The organism is Microbulbifer mixtoriginis (SeqCode), assembly GCF_052467945.1.
Genome location: NZ_CP174328.1, coordinates 3,628,679 through 3,649,017, shown reverse-complemented (window position 1 = coordinate 3,649,017; position 20,339 = coordinate 3,628,679). Strand labels below are relative to the sequence as shown.

The window sequence follows — 20,339 nt, the reverse complement described above, 5'->3', positions numbered from 1 at the left end:
GGCTTACTTCCTGATCAAAGATTTAATCAGGTTTTTCATTTCCTGGCTCTTATTGCGATTGGAAGAAGCTTCCCCTTTGGCCCAGAATTTATATTGCAGCGCTCTGTCGAGCTTATTGAACTCGGCTAAATATTCAGGCACCTCCTGTGGCTCTACATGATCGACTTTGGATTTAAAGTTGTAGACCACCTGGAGGGCACTGTTCTCCAGTTTGGCGCTGCGAGTGAAGTTGAACCAGGAATTATCGATCGTGGTTGTGCCCAATTCTTCCTGCCAGAGCAACTCCCCCTGAATACTCACCCTTGCACTCTGCTGAATATCCACGGGGTGTGTCAGGGCCAGGGGGCTTTGACGAATGGGGTGCTGAGGCTTGGATAAATAGGGTACCAAGGCGGAACCATACAGGGAAAATATCTTACGTGCGGAACTTATCTGGGCAAAGTCACCAATTTGATAGTGCTCGGATACCACCAGTTGGTTTTCCTGTAGGCTGTCGTTGTAGGTGATCTCGGGGCTGGTGTTCACCCCCGGATAATATCCGGCGATAAAATTGGTGTAGCTATTTTTGATTTGCTCTGTGTCTGCAGAGAGGAAGAACTGGCGCACCTGCTCTGCTTTACGGTGAGAGAAGCGGGAGTTTACGCGGAGCTCCGCACGATTTTCTGCCGCATTGATATCGTATTGTTCTTCGATACGAGCACTTAGATTGGCAACACTTTCCGAGCTTGGTTTTACTGCTTTTAGCGCGTTGGTTTGCTTAGCAATAGGGAGTGCCAATTCGTAGTCGAAAAAGCCTTTGTTCTCTATATCAATCCCCTGGCCTGAAGCCGTGGCATCCACCCAGTATTCCCGGCCATTCAGTTCGATTAGGTTTATCACATGGTTAAAAGTCTCCGGGGAGGGAATATCCTTGCCGATATCCCGCCCGCGGGAGGAAGACACGAGGGCGGGATAGGATTGTACCCCCAAGTGGGCGAGCATACTGGTCAACAGTAGGGCCTTATCTTTACAGTCCCCGTAGCGTTTCTCCAGAGTTTCCTGGGGTGTTCTGGGTTGGTGAGAATTGATACCCAGTTCAATGCCAAAGTAGCGAATATCTTCCTGTACATACTCGATCGCCTTGCTGACTGCTGCCTCCAACCCTAGCTGTGCTCGCCAGTTATCCAGTTTGTTTTTTAATGACTCCGGTAGTGTGCGATCGATCTGATAAAGGTTCTGGGCCCAGTCATTAACCTGTCCCCAGTTGTCGTAGCTGGAGTATTGGAAGTAATTGAGCGGATCGTGCCAGTATGGATATTCACTTTCCATCGGCACTCCGGCCACATCGCGCAGATCGATGGTATAGGTGTGATTGTCCTGCAGGTGACTTTGCTGGACAGAATATTCGCGCTTGTTAAATCGGTAATTGAGCTTCTTGTCGCTGCTAATTTTTACAAAACGACGATCTACTGCCTGGGGCCAGGAGAGGTACAAACGGCCAAAATCACTACGGGCAAAAATCGGGTTGCTGCCCTCAATGGTATAGGCGTAGCTGATAATATCGCCGGGGCGAATATCTTCCAGTATATACAGCGCATTCCATTGTTCGGAGTAGAGTTTATTGGAGAGTTCCTGCTCAGACTGGAAAAGCTTGAAACCATCCTTTTGCAAGCGATCAAGGTGTTCGCCGTTACGCTGTACACTGATATCGTGCACCTGCAGCCTTTGGAAGGCCGGATAGAAACTGAAGTTCAGCTCGGCAATTTCACTGACCCCCTGCTGATTCAGGGGTTCGACCACGATCTGAAAGTAATACTGTTGCTCTTTTCCCCTGTGGCGAAGCTGGGAGTTGGATAGGTGTACCCGCACACTGCCTTGCGATGGGCGTTTTGACTCTACTGGTTCTAATATTTCCACCCACTCGGGAGTAGTACTGAATAAGAGTTCTGGGGCTGCCTGTGCGAGTGAGGTGACAAGGATGAGTGCGGCGGCCAGCAGCTGGCCGGGGAAACGATATTTCAAGGTGAGCCTCAATAGTTTTGCAATGGGCGCTAATAAGCCCTGATTAGGATACCGAGGGAGCTAAAGCTGAAATGCAGGTAATTACCGGTTGGCCCCAGCAAACCGGTAGCTCCTCCTGAGCTTCTCGAGCGCTGCCTGTAAATCTTGGAACAGCGCCGGGTGACGGTACTCCGTTAACCGCCAAGTGTGCCGGTAAATATACCCCATGCCTGAGATAGAATATATTGAGTAAGAGGTTGATCTGTGCGGGGGTATAAACGACGAAGTGGAAGAGTCGGTATCACCGAGCCCTTCTCTGTAAAGGCCCGGTGATCTTTGAAGGATTATTGGGACTGTTCTGGCTGCTGAACCGGCATGGCCTCCAGTTTTTGCTTCAGTTCCTTGAGTTTTTCCTTCACCCGCGCGGCATTATCCGGGCCCATGCGAATCATCAATTTTTGTACACCGGGCAGTTTCTCAAGCTTGGGGTCGGCAAACTTAAAGTAGACCGATGGACGCACCAGCTTGATAGGACCTTCAACTTCAGGGGCTGCCAGTACCTTATCGATGGCTTCAATCACCACCTGGTGAAAGGTTTTATTGCGCATGCCCAACTCACCGTAGGCCTGCGCCAAGCGCGGATACCAGTACTGGTAAAGGCCCACTGCGGTATCGGTATCCATTGAGGCGAACAGTCGCACAGGCTTATCGTAGCGACGGTAATTGTCCGGCGACAATTGGTAGCCCTCTATCGAGGAGCCGGTAACAACAATAGGGCCGCGTATGGTTTTCAGTGGGCGGTGCTTGTGGATCAGGTTTCCTCGTGCACCGGAGTTGACCGCAGCCACCCATTTGCGAATCACCTCATCGTTTACCAACCAGCGCGACAGGGCGTTGTCTGGGGCCAGGCTCATCAGGTCGTCATAAGCGGCCTTGTCGCTCTCATTGAGTGGAGGCGGTGGTTCCCTGCTGGGCTCTTCCACCGGAGCGGGTTCCTGAGGTTCAGGCGTGGTGGCCTGTTCCTGGGGTTGCTCCAGAGTTTCTGGCTCCGGGGTGCTTTGGGGTTCTTCAATAATTTTGGTAGGGGGAACTTCTTTCTTTTTTTCCTCGCCAGTCCACAGCCAATAGGCTGCCGCGGCGACGACGATCACCACAATAATTCCGATGATCCACCCATGCCTAGACTGTTGTTCCGACATTCCCTGCCTCCTTTTGCTGCTATCAGAATGTGACCCTTTGACCACGGCAAAGCCCTTCGGTTTCTCCGTGGTGTCTGGGTTTTACCTTACTCTCCGCCGCAGCCGGTCGCAAAGGGGATTTGCTTCGCTTTTTGCCTATTGCGAAAATCCTGTGCGTCTGCTGTTTGCGAAAGTGACGAAAACAAGTACTGGCTACGCCCCCACTTGGGAGGATGTAGGAATCCCATTGCCGATTAGAGTTGGCTGGTGAAAATGTGCGCGGCGAATAAGTGAGAGAGCAATGGTTAAATTTACCAGCTTATTAATAGGTCTGTTTCTGGGAACTGTGCAGGCAGCGGCGGCCGAGGGGCCAATTGATCCCTTTTGGCGCAACGCCACCATCTATTTTATGTTGCCGGACCGCTTTTATAACGGCGATAAGGGCAATGACTTTCCCTACGGGCGCAAGGATGACGGGGCCCATCTGCGCGGATTCGCCGGTGGCGATCTACGCGGGGTGATCGAAAAAATTGAGGCGGGCTATTTCAACGATCTGGGGGTAGATGCTATCTGGATGTCTCCGGTCATTGAGAATATCCACGGTCACAATGACGCTGACAAACGCACCTATGCCTTCCACGGCTACTGGCCCAAAGACTGGACCGCAGTGGATGCCAACTTTGGCACTGAGGCCGAGTTAGCGGAGCTGATAGAGGCCGCGCACAAGCGCGGTATTCGTGTGTTACTCGATGTAATTCTCAACCACACCGGCCCGATAACCGCAAAGGACCCGGAGTGGCCCGCTAGCTGGTTGCGCAAAGGCGAGCAGTGCGACTGGTCTGATTACGCCGGCAATGTGGAGTGCGCGATCCACACCAACCTCACCGATATCCTCACCGAGAGCGATAAGCCCGTGGCGCTGCCGCCGCAGCTTGTGGATAAGTGGCAGCGCGAGGGCCGCCTGCAGCAGGAGCTGAGCGAGCTGGATGCATTTTTCGCACGTACCGGCTATCCGCGCGCGCCCAAGTATTACCTGATCAAGTGGCTGACCGATTGGGTGCGGGAATACGGTGTGGATGGCTTTCGTGTGGACACGGTAAAACATGTCGAGCCCGAAGCTTGGGCAATTCTGAAAAAAGAGGCGGATCTGGCTCTGGCTGAGTGGAAAGCAAAACATCCACAGCAAAAACTCGATGATCGCGATTTCTTTATGCTGGGTGAGGTTTATCACTTTGGTGTGAATAACTATGGTCCCACCGTTGGCCGTGTTTACGATTACAGCGATCAACAAGTGGATTTTTACCAATATGGTTTCGATAGTTTGATCAACTTCGATTTTGCCCAGGTGGCCGGCGAGCCCGCGGAGAAAATTTTCTCCAGTTATTCCAGCGCATTGAATTCTGGCGCGTTAAAAGGCTTGGGGGTGCTCAATTATCTGGGCTCTCACGACGACCACCACTCCTTCGATCGCGAGCGCCAACAGACCCGAATTGCCGCCAGTAAACTGATGCTGGCACCGGGGGCGGTGCAAATTTATTACGGCGATGAGCTGGCGCGCCCCATGACCGATGCTCGCGCTTTTGGCGATGCGGCCATGCGCAGCCCCATGAATTGGGGTGATCTGAAAAAAGCTGAAACTCGTGCACTGCTCACCCATTGGCAGAAGCTCGGTCAGTTCCGCCGAGCACATCCCGCCGTGGGCGCTGGTGTGCACAAGAAACTCGCCGATAACCCCTACACTTTTGCTCGTACTTTAGCAGGGGAGCAGCCGGTAGTGGTGGCAATGGAGCTGCCGCGTGGGGAGAAGCGCATTTCTGTAAAAGGTGTGTTTACCGATGGTACGGTGTTAACAGATTACTATTCCGGTGAGCATGCAAAAGTTGAGGGTGGCAGTGTGACTTTTAATACCGGAGGGGATCTGTTGCTGCTTTCAGCTAAATCAAAGTAATCCTGGTTTTTAACCGGCCCGAGAAAGAAAAAGCCCGGCAAATGATTGCCGGGCTTTTCGCAGAAGTTTCGAACGGGATTTACACTTCCGTGTTGGTGAACTGGTTGCACACCATCACATCCACGTCCAACTGGCCGATCACCCGCTCGGCGGTATTGCCGCGCAACAGCGAGCCGGTTTCACCGAACTGGTTGAGGGTGCCCATTACCACCAGATCCGCATCAACTTCCTTCGCCACTGCTTCCACCACATCGCTGGTATAGCCCTGCTTCACATGAATACGGTGCGTGGGTACGCCGGTTTTATCAGCGAGCTTGGCCAGGGCGCCGCGGTCTGGGTAGCGCATGGAGTCCAGGTAAGCATTTACCAGGTGCAGCTCGGCGCCGTAGTGGCCGGCAATATAGGTGGCGCGCTCACTGATCTGGCGGTTTAGCTGGCGCTGTTCCAGGGTCTTCGCCTGGTAGTTGACGGTGGCCAGCACCACTTTGCGCTCGGCCTTGGCGCCGGGGCGAATCAGTACCACCGGGCAGCGTGCGGTTTTCAGCACCCGCCATTTGGATTCAGCGAAGGTAAAGCGGCGGCTGGATTTCTTGTGCACTGGCAGGTAGATCATTTCCGCATCGCAGCGCTTGGCCTCCTGCACAATGGCCGCCTGCCAGTCGCTGGACCAGCACACAGTAATCTCGCAGGAGAGACCGGCCTCGGAGATAGGTTCGCGGATCTGCTCGCGGAACCAGGATTCATCGCGGAATAGGTGGTCGTTCACCGCGCGGGTATCTACTGCCTCGCCATCTACCGCGACAAACACTGCCAAACGCGGTTGGGGGTTGCGCCCGCGGGAAGTGGTCAGGGCGCGTTCCAGGGCCACATGTCTGTCATCGTTGGGGTCCACGACCACGAATACGGTGTTTTGCTGCTCCATCTTTCCTCCAGATCAATGGGTCTTTCTGGTCCCTGCCTTATGCAGTTGACTCCTGGGTCTAAGTTATCACGGAGAGGCGCTGGCGCGGGGAATTTGTCGTCTCAATACGAGGAAAAGCGCGCCAGATAGGCCTTGCTAGCGGCGCATGATGAAGTAAAGGAGAAAGTCCGTATTGAGCCAGATCAAGACCTGCCGCCGGTTTGGCAAGCACTGACTGGGGGAGGGATACATGGCGAGTTTTTCCAGCGTTTCTTAAGTTTGCCTTAATTTTGTCTCCGTAGACTCTCGCCGTGACACTCCCAAAGAGGGTTTTCAATGGCGCTACAAAGACATTATCAATACCTGGACCAGAGGGCGTTGCCCAAGCGCAAGCTGCGGCGGCGCAAACTGGATTTCGATCTGACCCGTATAGGGCAGGCAGGCCACAGCCGGGTGCAGGGATTTATCGCGCAGAAGTTTGCCGATACCTATGGTGCGCAGGTGAACCAATTTGCCCCGCTATTGTTATCCGCTTGGCAGGAGAGCGCGTTTAGTAGTGCCCTCGGGCTACGCCGCGCCGATAGCGGATCTCTATTCCTGGAACAGTATCTCGACCATCCGGTGGAACAGGAGATCGCCGCCTTCAGTGGGGGCTCGGTAAAACGCTCGGAGATTGTCGAAATCGGCAATTTGATCTCCACCAGCCGCGGTGGCAGCCAAATGCTGTTCCTAATGTTGTTTGAATTATTTGCCGCCGCCGGTGTGCATTGGGCCATTTATACCGCGACTGCGGAAGTGCGTGGCCTATTGCAGAAATTAGTGGGTCGGCAGACGGTTTTATGTGAAGCCGACGGCCGGCGTCTGAGGGATAACCTGGACGAGTGGGGTCGTTATTACGAGTCGGCTCCGGCGGTGACCGCCATCGATATGGTCGCCGAGCACCGCGCCCTGCTGGCAAATCCCCGTACCCGCGAGACTCTGCTGGCCTGTCGCCCTTCGGCACAGGCCATGTCGCCTGTGCTCAAAACCTCGGCGGGGGGTGCCAACCTATGCAACTGATAGATCAAATTCGCCAGCAGGCTGTGAATCACCCCGAACAGCTGGCGCTGCGGGGCGAGGAGTGCACATTCAGCTATGGGCAGCTGCTGGTGGCCGCCGAGGAAATCGCCGAGGACCTGCAGGCGCGCGATATCCGCGTGCTGGGGCTCTATGCCGACAATGGTCCCAATTGGTTGTTGGTGGATCTGGCCTGCCAGATAGCTCAGATCACTTTGGTACCGCTGCCGGTTTTCTTTTCCCAGCAGCAGCTGGCACACACCCTGCGTGTGAGTGGCATGCAGGCCCTGTTGAGCGATAGCTGTGAACGCTTTACCGCGATCGAAGTGGTGGGACAGGCGCGGGCTGAACTGGCCGGTATGGCCCTGATTGATATCCATACGGAAACGGCGGCGGCCCTGCCGGAGCACACCGCCAAAATCACTTTTACCTCTGGCTCTACCGGCACGCCGCGCGGTGTCTGCCTGTCAGCCCGAACCCAGTTCACCACCGCCAGTGTACTGGCACGGCAACTGCAGCCTCAGGGCAATCGTGTGCACCTGTGCCTGCTGCCTCTGGCCACCCTGCTGGAAAACGTGGCCGGGGCTTACAGTAGCTGGCTGCGTGGTGGTGAGGTGTTGGTGCCGACTACGGCGCGCCTGGGCCTCAGTGGCAGCTCGGGGCTGGATGTAGCCCAGCTGGCGAGCTGCATTGATGAGTATCGTCCCCACAGTGTGATCCTGCTGCCGCAGATGCTGAAAGCGCTGCTGGAACACAGTGAGCGCAACGGCTGGCAGCCGCCGAGCTCACTGCGCTTTGTCGCCGTGGGCGGGGGTAAGGTCTCGGACCGGCTGTTGTTGCAGGCGCGCAGTCTTGGCCTGCCGGTTTATGAAGGCTACGGCTTGTCCGAATGTGGCTCGGTGGTTGCGCTGAATGTACCCGGCGCCGATCGCCCAGGTAGCGTGGGGAGACCCTTGTCTCACTGTGATATCGCCATTCGCGATGGCGAGGTGATGGTGCGTGGTCCCCGTTATCTGGGTTACCTGGATAGTGCCGAGGGTGGTGAAAGCCAGTGGCTCGCCACCGGTGATTTGGGTGAGTTAGACGCAGAAGGGTTTCTGTACATCACCGGGCGCTGCAAGAACATCCTGATCAGCGCTTTTGGGCGCAATATCTCACCGGAGTGGATTGAGAGCGAGGTACTGCTGGAGCCGATAGTGCAACAGTGCGTGGTGGTCGGCGACGCTCGTCCCCACTGTGCCGCCCTGATTTTTGCACGCCCCGGCAGCAGCCGCGAGCAGCTCGACAGCTGGTTGCAGGCGGTGAATCGCAAATTGCCGGATTACGCCCAGGTGCGCACCTGGACCGCACTGCCGGCGCCATTAACGTTTGCCGATGGCCTGCTCACCGCCAATGGCCGCCCGCGCCGCGATCGTATCGCCGCGCAGTTCCAAAATTCTATCGAAAGCCTTTATGGAGGTATCTCCTCATGAGTTTTTACAATCTTCTTGAACAGCAAACTGCCGACGCCCGCCAGTCTCTGATGGAGGTACCTTTTATCCAGCGCGCCGCACGGGGTGAGATTGCCTTGCAGGAATATGTGGCCTTCCTCACTCAGGCCTATCACCACGTCAAGCACACGGTGCCTCTGCTGATGGCCTGTGGTAGTCGCCTGACTCAGCAACAGGAATGGTTGCGCGAGGCGGTTGCGGAATATATCGAGGAGGAAACCGGTCACCAGGAGTGGGTGCTCAACGATATTGCCGCCTGTGGCGGCGATGCGGAAGCGGTGCGCAATGGCCGCCCCAACCTGAGTACCGAACTGATGGTGTCCTACGCCTATGACAATATCGCCCGCGGCAACCCTCTCAGCTTTTTCGGCATGGTGCATGTGCTTGAAGGCACCAGTACCGCCGTGGCCACTAAAGCCGCGCGCGCCATTCAGAAAACCCACGGACTGCCAAACAAAGCGTTCAGTTATCTGCTTTCTCACGGCGATCTGGATATCGGCCATGTGGATTTCTTCAAGGGGCTGATGAATCGCATCGATAATCCCGATGACCAAGCCGCGATCCTGCACTGCTCGCGGGTTATGTACCGCCTGTATGGGGATATTTTCCGCGAACTGGACAACCCCTTTAAGGTGCAGGAGGCCGCTTGATATGACAGCAAAAGAAACGCTCACGGTGCTGGTCACCGGCGCCAGCGGCGGAATTGGCTCGGCCATCAGTCGTCTGCTAGCCGAGCAGGGCCACCGGCTGCTACTGCAGGGGCGCAATGCCGCGCGCCTGCAGCAGGTAAAAGCGGAGCTACCCCACAGTGACCGGCACCAGGTGTTGGTAGCCGATCTGTGTGACCGGGCCGCTCGCGCCGAGCTGGTGCGCAGCTGCAAGCAATTACCGGCTGGTGTGGATGTGTTGATCAACAATGCCGGTATCGCGTCCTTTTCCCTGCTCAGCGATATCGGCGATGTGGAACTTAGTCAGCTGCTGCATACCAACCTGATCGCGCCCATGGCGCTGACCCGCGACCTGCTGCCAATACTGCAACGCAGCGAAGGCGCCGCGATTATTAATATCGGCTCGGCCTTTGGTCATATCGGTCATCCGGGCTTTGGGGCCTATGGTGCCAGTAAAGCGGGGCTGCACGGCTTTACCGAAACCCTGCGCCGGGAGTTGGCGGGCAGTAAGGTTCGTGTGCACTACCTGGCGCCCAGGGCGGTGGATACCCCTCTCAACAGTGACGCAGTTAACGACTTGAATCGGGCACTCGGTAACAAGTCCGACTCGCCACAATTTGTCGCCGCCCAATGTCTGCGTCTGCTCCAGAGTAAACACTGCCGCAGGCGCTTTATCGGCTGGCCCGAACGCCTGTTTATCAAGGTCAATGCGCTCCTGCCCTCTCTGGTAGATAGCGCGCTGGCAAAGAAACTGCCCCTGGTTCGCCAATTTGCCCGCGGGGAAACTCCGCCAACAGTACAGGATAGGACGGCTCCCAGCGCGCTCTGAGCGCGCCGGCCTTTTCATTCAACAACCAATTTAACAACCGCTCCCACGCCATCCACTGCCCCGGCAAAGGCACTATGCTCTGGCGGTGGGGGAGGGCGTTGCACCGCGCTCTCCTTACCTGTTTTCATTGCTGAAGAGCCCAGGCCAATGCGCATCCTGCTGATCGAAGATAACCAATCCCTGGCCGAGGGGATGGTCACCGCCCTGCAGAGAGGGGGCTATGCCGTTGATCACGCGGCCCGCGGCAGTGAGGGCATTGCTCTGGCACAGGCGGCGATACCGGATGTGATTATTCTCGATCTGGGCCTGCCCGACCTGGATGGTGTGGAGGTGTTGAAACGGTTGCGGGCAAAATCGATTCGCTCGCCGGTATTGATTCTCACCGCCCGCGATGATCTCCCCTCTAAAGTGCAGGGCCTGGATGCCGGTGCCGATGACTATCTAACCAAGCCCTTTGCGGTAGACGAGCTACTGGCGCGCCTGCGTGCTCTGGAAAGGCGCGGTGGCAGCGGCCTCAGTGCGGAAATCCTGATTGGCGATGTGGCCATTAATTTATCCAGCCATACCGTGGCCAGGGCTGGGCAGGAAATAAAACTGTCGCGACGGGAATTCAGCCTGCTGCGCGCCTTGGCCGAGCGCCCGGGCCATATTCTCAGTCGCGAACAGCTGGAAGATAAGCTGTACAGCTGGGGCGAGGAGGTTTCCAGCAATACTGTGGATGTGCATATCCACAATTTACGCAAAAAAATCTATCCAGAGTTTATTCAGACCATTCGCGGCGTTGGCTACAAACTGGAAGCGGCTGGCGGCGCATGAAATCTATCCGTATTTTTCTGCTGATCGCGTTGCTCAGCATCATCATGCTGGTCAATTTTGTCTCGGCGCTGCACGGCTACCGCGATACCATGGCGGAAGCGCAGCGTCTGTTTGACCGCCAATTAAGCGCCTCCGCCAGGTTATTGGCAGATATGCCGGTGGCAACAGGGGCCGAGCGGGTGGTGGCCCAGCCCGAGGCTATGGTGATGCAGGTGTGGTCGGAGGATAAGAAATTACTGGTGCGCTCCGCCGATGCCCCGAAGCAACCCCTCAGTGAATTTGCCGTTGGCTTTAAGGAAATAAATTTCTCGGGCTATCGTTGGCGCAGTCTCGCAGAATACTTTCCCGATAATGGCCACTGGATTATCGTTGCCGAGAGATCTGACCTGCGTTACCAACTGGCAGAAAAACTAGCGATTGCCGCAGTACTCCCGATACTGTTGGGCCTACCGATTGCCGGGTTGCTGATTTGGTTTGTAGTGGGGCGCGGCCTTTCCAGTTTGCGCAAACTCGCCGAAGATCTGCATAGCAAACGCGCCGAAGACCTGACACCACTGTCAGAGGGTAGTCCCCCACAGGAACTGCTCCCGGTGGTGCAATCCATTAATGCGTTACTCGCGCGCCTGCAGGCCTCTTTTGAGCGCGAGCGGCGTTTTTCTGCCGATGCTGCCCACGAACTGCGCACGCCCATCGCCGCCATACAGGTACACGCGCATAATCTGGAGAGTGATTTTAAGGGGACAGGGCAAACAGTAATGCCTCAGAGCCTGGTTAAGCTGGAAGATAGTGTTCAGCGTATGGCGCACCTGGTAGAGCAAATGCTGGATTTATTTCGCACTACACCCGAACACTACCCGGCGCGCTTTGAAATACTCAATCTTCATGCCCTGGCACGAGAGGTTTTGGCAGAGGAATACCCGATCTTTGCTCAGAGAAAGCAACAGGTGGAACTGCTGGGCGGTAGGGTATTTCTGCGTGGCGACCGTTTCGCACTGACTATTCTTTTAAAAAATCTCCTGCGCAATGCGGCGAAATACACTCCTGAGGAGGGCCATGTACAAGTGAGTACCCGGTTAATCAGAGGGGATATTCTTCTACAAGTGGAGGATTCCGGGCCGGGGATTCCAGAGAAAGAGTACCCTAGGGTTTTTGAACGGTTCTATCGAGTGGGTGGCGACGGCCACCAGAGCACAGCCCCCGGTTGCGGATTGGGCCTTTCCATTGTGCAGCATATCGCACGCCTTCACGAAGCTTCAATCGAACTCGGCCAGTCACATTTTGGCCAAGGGCTTTCAATAACCGTGCGTTTTAAAAAAGCAAAGGAGAGCAAGAATGCGTAGCTACTTACAAGTGCGAAAAAAAAACTATAACAAGCAGAAAAGGATTGGTGCTTTGGCTGCTGGCATTTGGATTTTGGCTTCAATTTTATTCAGTGCCTGCGCTCCAGATACCAATAAACCCACTGTGAAATTAGAAATCCACAACCATCTTTTTAACCCTTCAGAACTGATAGTACCCGCTGATACGGAGATTAAACTGGTGATCTACAATCGAGATGCCTCTCCAGAAGAATTTGAGAGTTACCAGCTCAACCGAAAAAAAGTGATCATGGGCAATAGCAAGGCAGTGCTATTTATTGGCCCTTTGCCCGCGGGAGAATATCTGTTTTTTGGTGAATTCCATCCTATAACGGCTCAAGGAAAAATTATCGCACAGTAGCGAAAGGCTTATGTTGTTAACCTCTGTAATGGTAGTACTGCGGGAAGTGTTGGAAGTGGCGCTGCTGCTCAGTGTGCTATTGGCGACTACCCGAATGCTGGATCTTCGCGACCGCTGGTTTTATATCGCGCTATTACTCGGTGGATTGGCTGCAATCGTCTATGGTGAAAACCTTGTGAGGGTCTCCCAGGCGCTAAATGGTACAGGTCAGGAGCTGGTGAATGCCGGAATATTAATCACAATCTATATATTATTAGCAATAGTCACCACCTTGTTGTTACTTAACTGGCGTAAGCAGCAATATCATTTACCCATCATACAGGGGGCTATGCTACTGGCAGTCACACTCGCAATTATGCGTGAGGGGTCAGAAGTTTATGTTTACCTTACTTCCTTTTGGCTGCACCCACCACTCTTACCTTCCGTAATAATCGGTGCATTGCTAGGTGCCGGTATCGGCTATAGCTTAGGTGCATTATTTTATTACTTTTTATGTAGTCTATCACCCAAATATACTTTGATGACCTCCTGTATATTACTCACCATATTGGCAGCCGGAATGATTCTTCAGGCCACGCAATTATTCATTCAAGCAAATTTACTGCCTGGGCAAGAGCCCCTCTGGGATAGCTCCCAACTATTAAGGGAGGACTCAATCCCAGGACAGCTACTCTTTGCTATAGCTGGCTACGAAGCCACACCAACCCCTCTGGAAGTAATGGCCTACGCAGGCAGTATTTTTCTTATGCTGTGCGTGCTTGGGGGTGTTTATTATAGGTGTTCCAGAGATTAACCAGTGGGTAGATAAGTTATTCCATGAGGGTTTATTTACGCCTTTTCTTATTGATTGAGGGCATTCTCGTAAATATAGTCTTTCATTCTTATGGCCGAATCATCCATACTTTCAAATAACACATATTCACGCAATCCTGCTTTGAGACAGAGTGTATTAAATTTTGCGGCTGGTGTGTGCTTAGTGTTCATAATATAGTTTGAAATATATAGGTCTTTTAGCCCCCATTTTAATCTGCACATGGGCTTCCATTTCCATGGGATTAGCCCTCTCATGAACACTATCTCTCTATTAAAGTCTATTTTTGTCTGCATAGGGAAGAGCTGTCCCCTTAGGCCAATTAAGGTGGAGAGCCATATAGGAGATACACAGAGAACAACCCACTCAGGACCAAGATCCAGCGTGATATTAGCGATATATAAAGTTAGCAAGCTTAATCCTGCTAAAACAATAAAGATAACACAGTAAGAGTTTCTCTTAATAGTTACTGTGCCATCAGTGATGATACATTTTTTGGATAAACTCATGGTCTACTAACTACTAGAATTTTAAATATGAAGTCTTCTACATAGTGGTTTTATCGTATATTCCATAAATAAAAATATATAGCCGGTACTGCTAGGTCAGTCACCATACCTTAATAGTTTATAAAATCATTAAAAAGTTTTAACCAGCTAAATATGAACCCTACCGCTATGTGAAATATATATCGAAGAAGTGTCCTTAAGTATAATGGAGCTCCATAATCGTTTCATCGAACTCATCCTGATCTACGACTTTAAATCCAAAACGCTCGAAAAAAGGTTTCATGATGTCATGTCCTTCAACGTAGCAAATGGATACAGAATTAAAGCCTTCAAGCTGCTTGATTTCAGCTAAAACAAGTTTCACGGCTTCCGAACCGTAGCCTTGACCTTGTAAGCTGGCATCGATCAATAATTGATCTATAAAGATTTCGTTTGGTTTGCCACCCTCATGATTTGGGTAATATTGGATAAATCCAATGGGCTTATCCCCAAGATAAACGCCTCGATTGATATAATGATCATAAAACTTAGATGCGGCAATAGCTTCTGAAGGAAGAGCAACATAGTTTTCCTGCTCTTTTGTGATGTCAAGGTCAATCATATCGACCCAGTTATCTTTTGTTATTTCTCGTAAGTTAATGTTCAATGATATAAATCCTTTTTATATACAATGGGAAGACTAATATTAATTTATAGAGGGAGAATACAGAGCAGTGAGTGCCTTTGTTCTACATTGTGGGTTTACTTGAATCACTAGCTGCTGTTCTATGGTCTTTAGGCACTTGGCTTTATTGAGAACTTTGCTTTTCAACTCGCAGTTATCACAAGCATATACATCAATATGTTGAATAGGTAATAAACTTCGCGAGAATTTTCTTGGCTTTCTTTTGCCAGTGCAGGATTATAGATGTTTTCCTTTTTTGATGCAGGCATACAGTCATTTTTCTCATAAAATACATGTGAGGCTACTATCATAAGTGGAGTCAAACAAGCTAATACAAGAGTTCCATTTCAAATTATGGTTTTTCACCGCTGGTGCTGCCTGAGCAGTCCTCTAGGAACCAGTAAGAACTCCAGTTTACTGTCTGCGATTATTAAGTTTTTGTGCTCGAACATTCAGTTGATAATCTCCGACGCTAGATAGCAAGCACACAACACCGCAAATGAAGGCGAAGAAGGCTAGAATCCAAAAAAAGACAGGTTGATCTTTGACTGTTAAAAGAATTTCTTCTGGACGGAAACGTCCCTTTGTTAGGAGGAATTTTCCATCCAGCACAAGCCAAGGAATTAGCCCTAAAAATATACCTGAAGCTATCAGCAAGTTGATAATTGGCGGCTGATGAGATTGCCTAGGGGCTCCGAATTCTATTAGTGCTTTCCAGTTCATATAAAATCTTAATACAGGGATAAGGTGGCGGTTCGGGTAATATTAACGCGTCGTAAACTTGTTCAGTGACGGGTGGAGCGTACTTCAGCGAATTTTTATATCTGGCCCAATACACAATCCATTTCTGTTTCCACAAGCCATGCCAGATCTATAAAGCGACTTACCTCAACAAATGTGCAAGCAGGCTTTATTGTAGAAAATAGCTATCCATGTGCTTTTGCTGCTTCTTCCCAGCGGGATATATCGGTAAGCATGATACGGGTTCTGATGATACCCGTCGGTTTCCCTCCTGCTTCTAGTATGGCCTTCATCGAAAGCTCCAGACAGTACTTCGTTTGAGCATACACATCACCTATGTAAGCGGTCTGGCCATCTTTGATAGGTGCCGTACCAGAAACAGAAATTAGGTTTCCAATTCGGCACGCTCTTGAAAAGCCTATCGGCTCTTCCAGGTGAGAACCTGAGGAGATTAGTTTTCTCATGTTTCCCTACTTGAGTAAAACACCCACTGTAACGTAGTGAGTACAGGCCTATAAGATCGAAGTTACTTCTGCACATTACAAGGCACGAATAGCGAGTAGTTTTCTTATCGTAACAGTATTTAACCAAACAATAACAGATGCTACTGTAAATTGACCTAGCGAGTGGAGAAAGAGTTTCGGCCAGAAATCTATTTCTTCAGTTAGCAGTGGGTGCCAAACATATACAAGAGTCAAGTTTCCTGGAAATAGAAATATCTTGTACCCAGGCATACCGCCGCCCCAGACATTCCAATTTAGCGCAAATGCAATGAGCCCAATTACCAACGCTAAAGCACCGCCATAAATCGCGATGGTAGTCGACTTGAATTTACTCATCGTGCATCATATCCCTTAAAGTAGAGGTGCGACTTTATAAGTGATCTACTGCTTATGATTGTTAGATAACTAGTGATCATGATTACACTATTACTTGTTAGATTTCTATGTGTCTTGTGTGCTGAGCCTGTTCATGATTTATGGCGTTCGGGTTAGGGGCGGCTGGAGCATAGCGTAAGTTATGCCAGCCTCGTATTATGCAGAGACTTCAACCGCTTTTTAAATTTTAGGCAAATACTCTAGCCAAACCCGCTCATTCGGATGATGCTCTGCAATCGTGATTAATGCCTCATCTAGAGCTCTATCATCGCAAGGGGCAATCGTGTAACTGAAGTTGGTTAGATCAATATTACTTGAACGTAGCGAATCTAGCTCCTGTTCATTCAGCACATCACCCCCTACCCATACTGGATATAGGGCTGATTTAATTATCGGCTCTAATTCTAAGTAGCCTTTTCTTGTAACAGCGAATATAACCATAATGAAATTTAAGATTTATATAGTGATAATCACGACCACTATTATCCTGATTTTTATTCCGGAGGCAATTTCACATCAATTTTCTGAAAAGTAAGCTAAATCAGTAGCTTATATTGATTTGGTACTAATGTCATATTTGAAGTGGTAGTCATGGTGACCACTACCCTAATAATTACTTGTTGGCTTAAGATATTGACCTCAATTATTTTATCTTGTATCAGGCTTGATCCAGAAATAACAGTCACAAAGAGCTAAAAATTTTGGTCAAATTGATTACTTGTGTAAAAAGGATCTGAGTTATTCAGGTGCTACAGCAATGGTTATTATTAAGCAGGAAGGGTAGCCTTGAAAAAAAGAGAATTAATAATTTTGAGGGCTGTCTACAAGCGGTAGGTTAGAACCCTATACTGCTTGAGACTACAACAAACCTTGTGTAATTAGGGCTAAAATTGCTTTGTTTATCATAAGTTGATTTCTACGAGCTTAAGTCACTTGATTTAAATGCTGGGTTTTAAGCTCTCCATCCTCACTAATTCATCTTAACTTACTGGCGGCCACTAAAAATCAATCTTGTTGCTTTTTTGAGCACTGCACTGCTTCTCATGTCACTAAGTTCAAATCCCTGCAGATAAAACTACTACGCCCCCCTGAAGGGGGATGTGTGCGTTAGTACCATTTCTTTACTCTGCAATAGGTCATACCCCAGAGAGGGTGGGCACTTGTGTCAGAGTTGCTAGGTTAGAAGCACTCTTTGAGTTAGGTATAACAACAATAACTAGGTTGATCTATTTCCTTGCCTGTCATTCTATGACAGTCATTTGCTCACAGGGATACCAGCTTTTCGCTTGGATGTATCCGGCTGCTGAGCCTAGCCGTGAATGCCTGGCAATTTGAACCTCATATTGACTGTTGTGCCCTTGGCTTCTTTTACCTTTGTTGGAAGAACCTTTCTCAGCTTCAGAGCTTACTGTTTCTCAATCGGTGACTTTGGTATTCAAATTCAGGAAATCTAGTCCTCTTGATCCGCTGTTTGTGTGATTGAGGGCTCAGATACCTGGCTTATAAAAAATAACAGCGAAAAGATGACTAAGAGAAAGCAATAATGAACAGTCCATTTCCCCTAAAAAGGCTACTGGCCAGTACAGGCCTTGTACTTGGTACACTATCAAGTGCCCACGTTAATGCCGGTACCGCTTTTGTACATTTATTCGAGTGGAGCTGGAATGATATTGCCAGTGAGTGTGAGAACTTTCTTGGGCCTAAGGGTTTTGATGCGGTGCAAATATCTCCACCTAATGAGCATATCAGCCTGTCCACCTGGTGGGCGCGCTACCAGCCAGTGACTTATACCAACTTAACCAGTCGCAGCGGTACTGAGCAGGAACTGCAAAGCATGATCAATCGTTGTCATGCAGCAGGTGTAAAAGTCTACGCCGATGCGGTAATTAACCATACGGCGGCCTGGAATGGCGGTGGCACCGGTTGGGGAGGCACTCAGTGGACCTTGCTGGACCATCCGGAGTTTTCTGATAACGACTATCACTCCGATTGCACCATTAATAACTACAATGATGCCAATCATGTGTGGAGCTGTCGGTTGAGTGGTTTGCCAGATTTGGATACTGGCTCCAGTTATGTGCAGGGAAAACTCGCTGGTTACCTGAGTAAATTAAAAGGCATGGGAGTTGATGGCTTCCGTATTGATGCCGTCAAGCACATGTCCCTCGGTGATTTACAGGCAATTGTGAATCAAGCTGGCAACCCCTGGGTATTTTCAGAGGTTATTGGTGCTGCCGGTGAGGCCTCAGAAATCCAGCCTTATAATTATACTTTTCTAGGTCGGGTTACTGAATTTAAATATGGCACTGATGTAGCCAGCAACTTTAACGGTCAGATTAAAAATCTTGCCACTATTGGTGAAAGCTGGGGACTGCTCTCCTCGAGTGATGCCGTTCATTTTATTGATAACCATGATCGCGAGCGAGGCCATGGTGGCGGTGGGAATCTGACTTATCACGATGGAGACAAATACAATCTGGCCAATGTCTTTATGCTGGCTCATCCCTATGGCTACCCCAAGGTAATGTCCGGGTATAACTTTACCGATACCGACATTGGCCCTCCCAGCAGTGGCCCGAATAACTGTCAAAATGGTGCCTGGGTCTGCCAGCATCGCTGGGGCAATATCGCCAACATGGTAGGTTTTCGTAACTATACCAATGGCACTGCCATGAATAATTGGTGGGACAATGACAACAACCAGATTGCCTTTGGCCGTGGCAACAAAGGATTTGTGGTGATCAATAATGAGGGGGGCTCTCTGAACCAGACGCTCTACACCGGCATGCCTGCAGGGGATTATTGCAATGTGTTGGCGGGCGATAACGAGTGTAGTGGCGAGGTGATTACTGTAGATAGTAGCGGCTATGCCACCTTTAATGTCGCTGCTAACTCTGCCGCGGCAATCCATGGTGGGCAATTGGCGACGCCTTGTGACGATTGTGCTGAACCTGGTTTCCCCAGCCTTTACTTTCGCGGTACCGCCAACAACTGGGGTAGTACAGCATTCGAACAAGTGGGCGATAATACCTGGCAATTAGTTGTGAACTTTGATGGTCAGGCGGACCAGCGCTTTAAGCTGGATATTTATGGTGATTGGACAGAGAACTATGGCGATGATGGTGCCGATGGTACTTTGGATAAGACCGGTGCAGATATTTATACCTCTGTGAGCGGTAATTACCGAATCGAAGTCAACGACCAGAGCCTGAGCTATAGCCTAACTGAAGTTTCCTCACAGCAGGCACCGGTTGCGGTTGTCACTCCCTCAGCAGTAACCGTTGCGGTCAATGAAAGTATCACGTTGGATGCCAGCGCTTCTAACGATACCGATGGCAGTGTGGTGTCTTATAGCTGGAGTAGTGGTGGCAGCAACGCTAGTACTTCCCTGAGTTTTGCCAACGCTGGAACCTATACAGAAACCGTAACGGTAACGGATAACGATGGCCTGACTGACAGTGCCACTGCCGCCATTACTGTGACTGACCCCAACGGAGGCTATGCACAGAACTTCACGGCACTGCATTTTCGGGGAACGCCCAATAGCTGGGGCACCCAGGCCATGACTCTGATAGCAGATAATATCTGGCGTACTACGGTTGTATTTGATGGCAGTAGCAACCAGCGTTTTAAATTTGATGTAAGCACTAACTGGGATGAAAATTACGGGGACAACAATGCCGATGGTTCTCTGGAGCAGGGAGGCAATGATATTTATACCAATGTGTCTGGTACTTATCTTGTTGAAGTGAATGATAAAACACTCAGTTATACCCTGACTTGTGTGGATTGCGGCAGCCATGCCTCTAATTTTGCCTCTCTACACTTTCGTAGAACGCCAAATAACTGGGGAGCTGAGGCTATGCAGTTAGTGGCGGACAACCTTTGGGAAATTTCGGTTAACTTCGATGGTCAATCCCAGCAACGTTTTAAGTTTGATGTGAGTGACGATTGGAGTGAAAACTATGGTGATAGTGACTCTAATGGAACTTTGGAGCAGGGTGGTTCTGATATTTACACCTCCGTTACAGGGAACTATAAGGTGCAGATGAATGATCAGACCTTGATTTATAGTCTGGTAGCCCAGTGAATATTATCTAGTATTGATACAGAAAACCCGGCTTCGAGCCGGGTTTTCTGTAATAAAAGAC

The 20,339-nt window shown here is 50.6% G+C and carries 18 protein-coding genes; 10 read left to right on the top strand and 8 right to left on the bottom strand.

Annotated features, from left to right (window positions below; all coding sequences use genetic code 11):
• Positions 1-3: 3 nt before the first annotated feature.
• Together ACJJIJ_RS15780 and ACJJIJ_RS15775 are read right to left on the bottom strand one after the other, a co-directional pair.
• Positions 4-2,001: a DUF3857 domain-containing transglutaminase family protein gene (locus ACJJIJ_RS15780; protein WP_444937868.1), complete on the bottom strand. Its 1,998-nt coding sequence runs from the start codon at positions 1,999-2,001 to the stop codon at positions 4-6.
• A gap of 323 nt (positions 2,002-2,324) precedes the next feature.
• A complete protein-coding gene (locus ACJJIJ_RS15775) occupies positions 2,325-3,179 on the bottom strand; it encodes a DUF3014 domain-containing protein (RefSeq protein ID WP_444882929.1) in 855 nt (284 codons plus the stop codon).
• 280 nt (positions 3,180-3,459) lie between these two features.
• Here ACJJIJ_RS15775 and ACJJIJ_RS15770 point away from each other — a divergent pair, with 280 nt between their 5' ends.
• Positions 3,460-5,106 carry an alpha-amylase family glycosyl hydrolase gene (locus ACJJIJ_RS15770; protein ID WP_444937867.1) on the top strand — a complete coding sequence of 549 codons (1,647 nt, stop codon included), beginning with the start codon at positions 3,460-3,462 and terminating at the stop codon, positions 5,104-5,106.
• Positions 5,107-5,185: 79 nt separating this feature from the next.
• Here ACJJIJ_RS15770 and ACJJIJ_RS15765 read toward each other — a convergent pair whose 3' ends face one another.
• On the bottom strand, positions 5,186-6,028 hold the full coding sequence (locus ACJJIJ_RS15765; RefSeq protein ID WP_444889248.1) for a universal stress protein: 843 nt from the start codon (positions 6,026-6,028) through the stop codon (positions 5,186-5,188).
• Between the two features lie 315 nt (positions 6,029-6,343).
• On the opposite strand from ACJJIJ_RS15765, the gene ACJJIJ_RS15760 reads away from it, so the two are divergent.
• The 8 genes from ACJJIJ_RS15760 (at position 6,344) to ACJJIJ_RS15725 (ending at position 13,378) form a co-directional block, all read left to right on the top strand.
• A complete protein-coding gene (locus ACJJIJ_RS15760; protein WP_444889249.1) occupies positions 6,344-7,066 on the top strand; it encodes a thermostable hemolysin in 723 nt (240 codons plus the stop codon).
• Positions 7,057-8,535 (top strand): AMP-binding protein, encoded by a 1,479-nt coding sequence (locus ACJJIJ_RS15755; protein WP_444937866.1) that lies wholly within the window; start codon positions 7,057-7,059, stop codon positions 8,533-8,535. Before ACJJIJ_RS15760 ends, ACJJIJ_RS15755 begins: the two co-directional genes overlap by 10 nt.
• Entirely contained in the window at positions 8,532-9,203 is a 672-nt protein-coding gene (locus ACJJIJ_RS15750) for an iron-containing redox enzyme family protein (RefSeq protein WP_444937865.1), read from the top strand. Before ACJJIJ_RS15755 ends, ACJJIJ_RS15750 begins: the two co-directional genes overlap by 4 nt.
• Position 9,204: 1 nt before the next feature.
• Positions 9,205-10,050, top strand: a complete 846-nt coding sequence (locus tag ACJJIJ_RS15745) for an SDR family oxidoreductase (protein ID WP_444937864.1) — start codon at positions 9,205-9,207, stop codon at positions 10,048-10,050.
• A 147-nt stretch (positions 10,051-10,197) separates the two neighbouring features.
• Complete coding sequence (locus tag ACJJIJ_RS15740; protein ID WP_252083493.1) at positions 10,198-10,866, top strand: response regulator; 669 nt, start codon at positions 10,198-10,200, stop codon at positions 10,864-10,866.
• Complete coding sequence (locus tag ACJJIJ_RS15735) at positions 10,863-12,206, top strand: ATP-binding protein (RefSeq protein WP_444889253.1); 1,344 nt, start codon at positions 10,863-10,865, stop codon at positions 12,204-12,206. Before ACJJIJ_RS15740 ends, ACJJIJ_RS15735 begins: the two co-directional genes overlap by 4 nt.
• 10 nt (positions 12,207-12,216) lie before the next feature.
• Positions 12,217-12,585 (top strand): cupredoxin domain-containing protein, encoded by a 369-nt coding sequence (locus ACJJIJ_RS15730; RefSeq protein ID WP_444937863.1) that lies wholly within the window; start codon positions 12,217-12,219, stop codon positions 12,583-12,585.
• Positions 12,586-12,595: 10 nt separating this feature from the next.
• Positions 12,596-13,378, top strand: a complete 783-nt coding sequence (locus ACJJIJ_RS15725) for an FTR1 family protein (protein ID WP_444937862.1) — start codon at positions 12,596-12,598, stop codon at positions 13,376-13,378.
• A 47-nt stretch (positions 13,379-13,425) separates the two neighbouring features.
• Here the strand turns inward: ACJJIJ_RS15725 and ACJJIJ_RS15720 are convergent, their stop codons facing one another.
• The 5 genes from ACJJIJ_RS15720 to ACJJIJ_RS15700 form a co-directional block, all read right to left on the bottom strand.
• A complete protein-coding gene (locus ACJJIJ_RS15720) occupies positions 13,426-13,905 on the bottom strand; it encodes a hypothetical protein (RefSeq protein ID WP_444937861.1) in 480 nt (159 codons plus the stop codon).
• 196 nt (positions 13,906-14,101) lie between these two features.
• A complete protein-coding gene (locus ACJJIJ_RS15715) occupies positions 14,102-14,551 on the bottom strand; it encodes a GNAT family N-acetyltransferase (protein ID WP_444937860.1) in 450 nt (149 codons plus the stop codon).
• 432 nt (positions 14,552-14,983) lie between these two features.
• Complete coding sequence (locus ACJJIJ_RS15710) at positions 14,984-15,292, bottom strand: hypothetical protein (RefSeq protein ID WP_444899696.1); 309 nt, start codon at positions 15,290-15,292, stop codon at positions 14,984-14,986.
• Positions 15,293-15,495: 203 nt separating this feature from the next.
• On the bottom strand, positions 15,496-15,774 hold the full coding sequence (locus ACJJIJ_RS15705) for a Rid family hydrolase (RefSeq protein WP_444937859.1): 279 nt from the start codon (positions 15,772-15,774) through the stop codon (positions 15,496-15,498).
• Between the two features lie 75 nt (positions 15,775-15,849).
• Complete coding sequence (locus ACJJIJ_RS15700) at positions 15,850-16,149, bottom strand: hypothetical protein (protein WP_444937858.1); 300 nt, start codon at positions 16,147-16,149, stop codon at positions 15,850-15,852.
• Between the two features lie 1,582 nt (positions 16,150-17,731).
• On the opposite strand from ACJJIJ_RS15700, the gene ACJJIJ_RS15695 reads away from it, so the two are divergent.
• Positions 17,732-20,278, top strand: coding sequence for an alpha amylase C-terminal domain-containing protein (locus ACJJIJ_RS15695; RefSeq protein WP_444937857.1), 2,547 nt, complete (start codon positions 17,732-17,734; stop codon positions 20,276-20,278).
• The last annotated feature ends 61 nt before the right edge of the window (positions 20,279-20,339 follow it).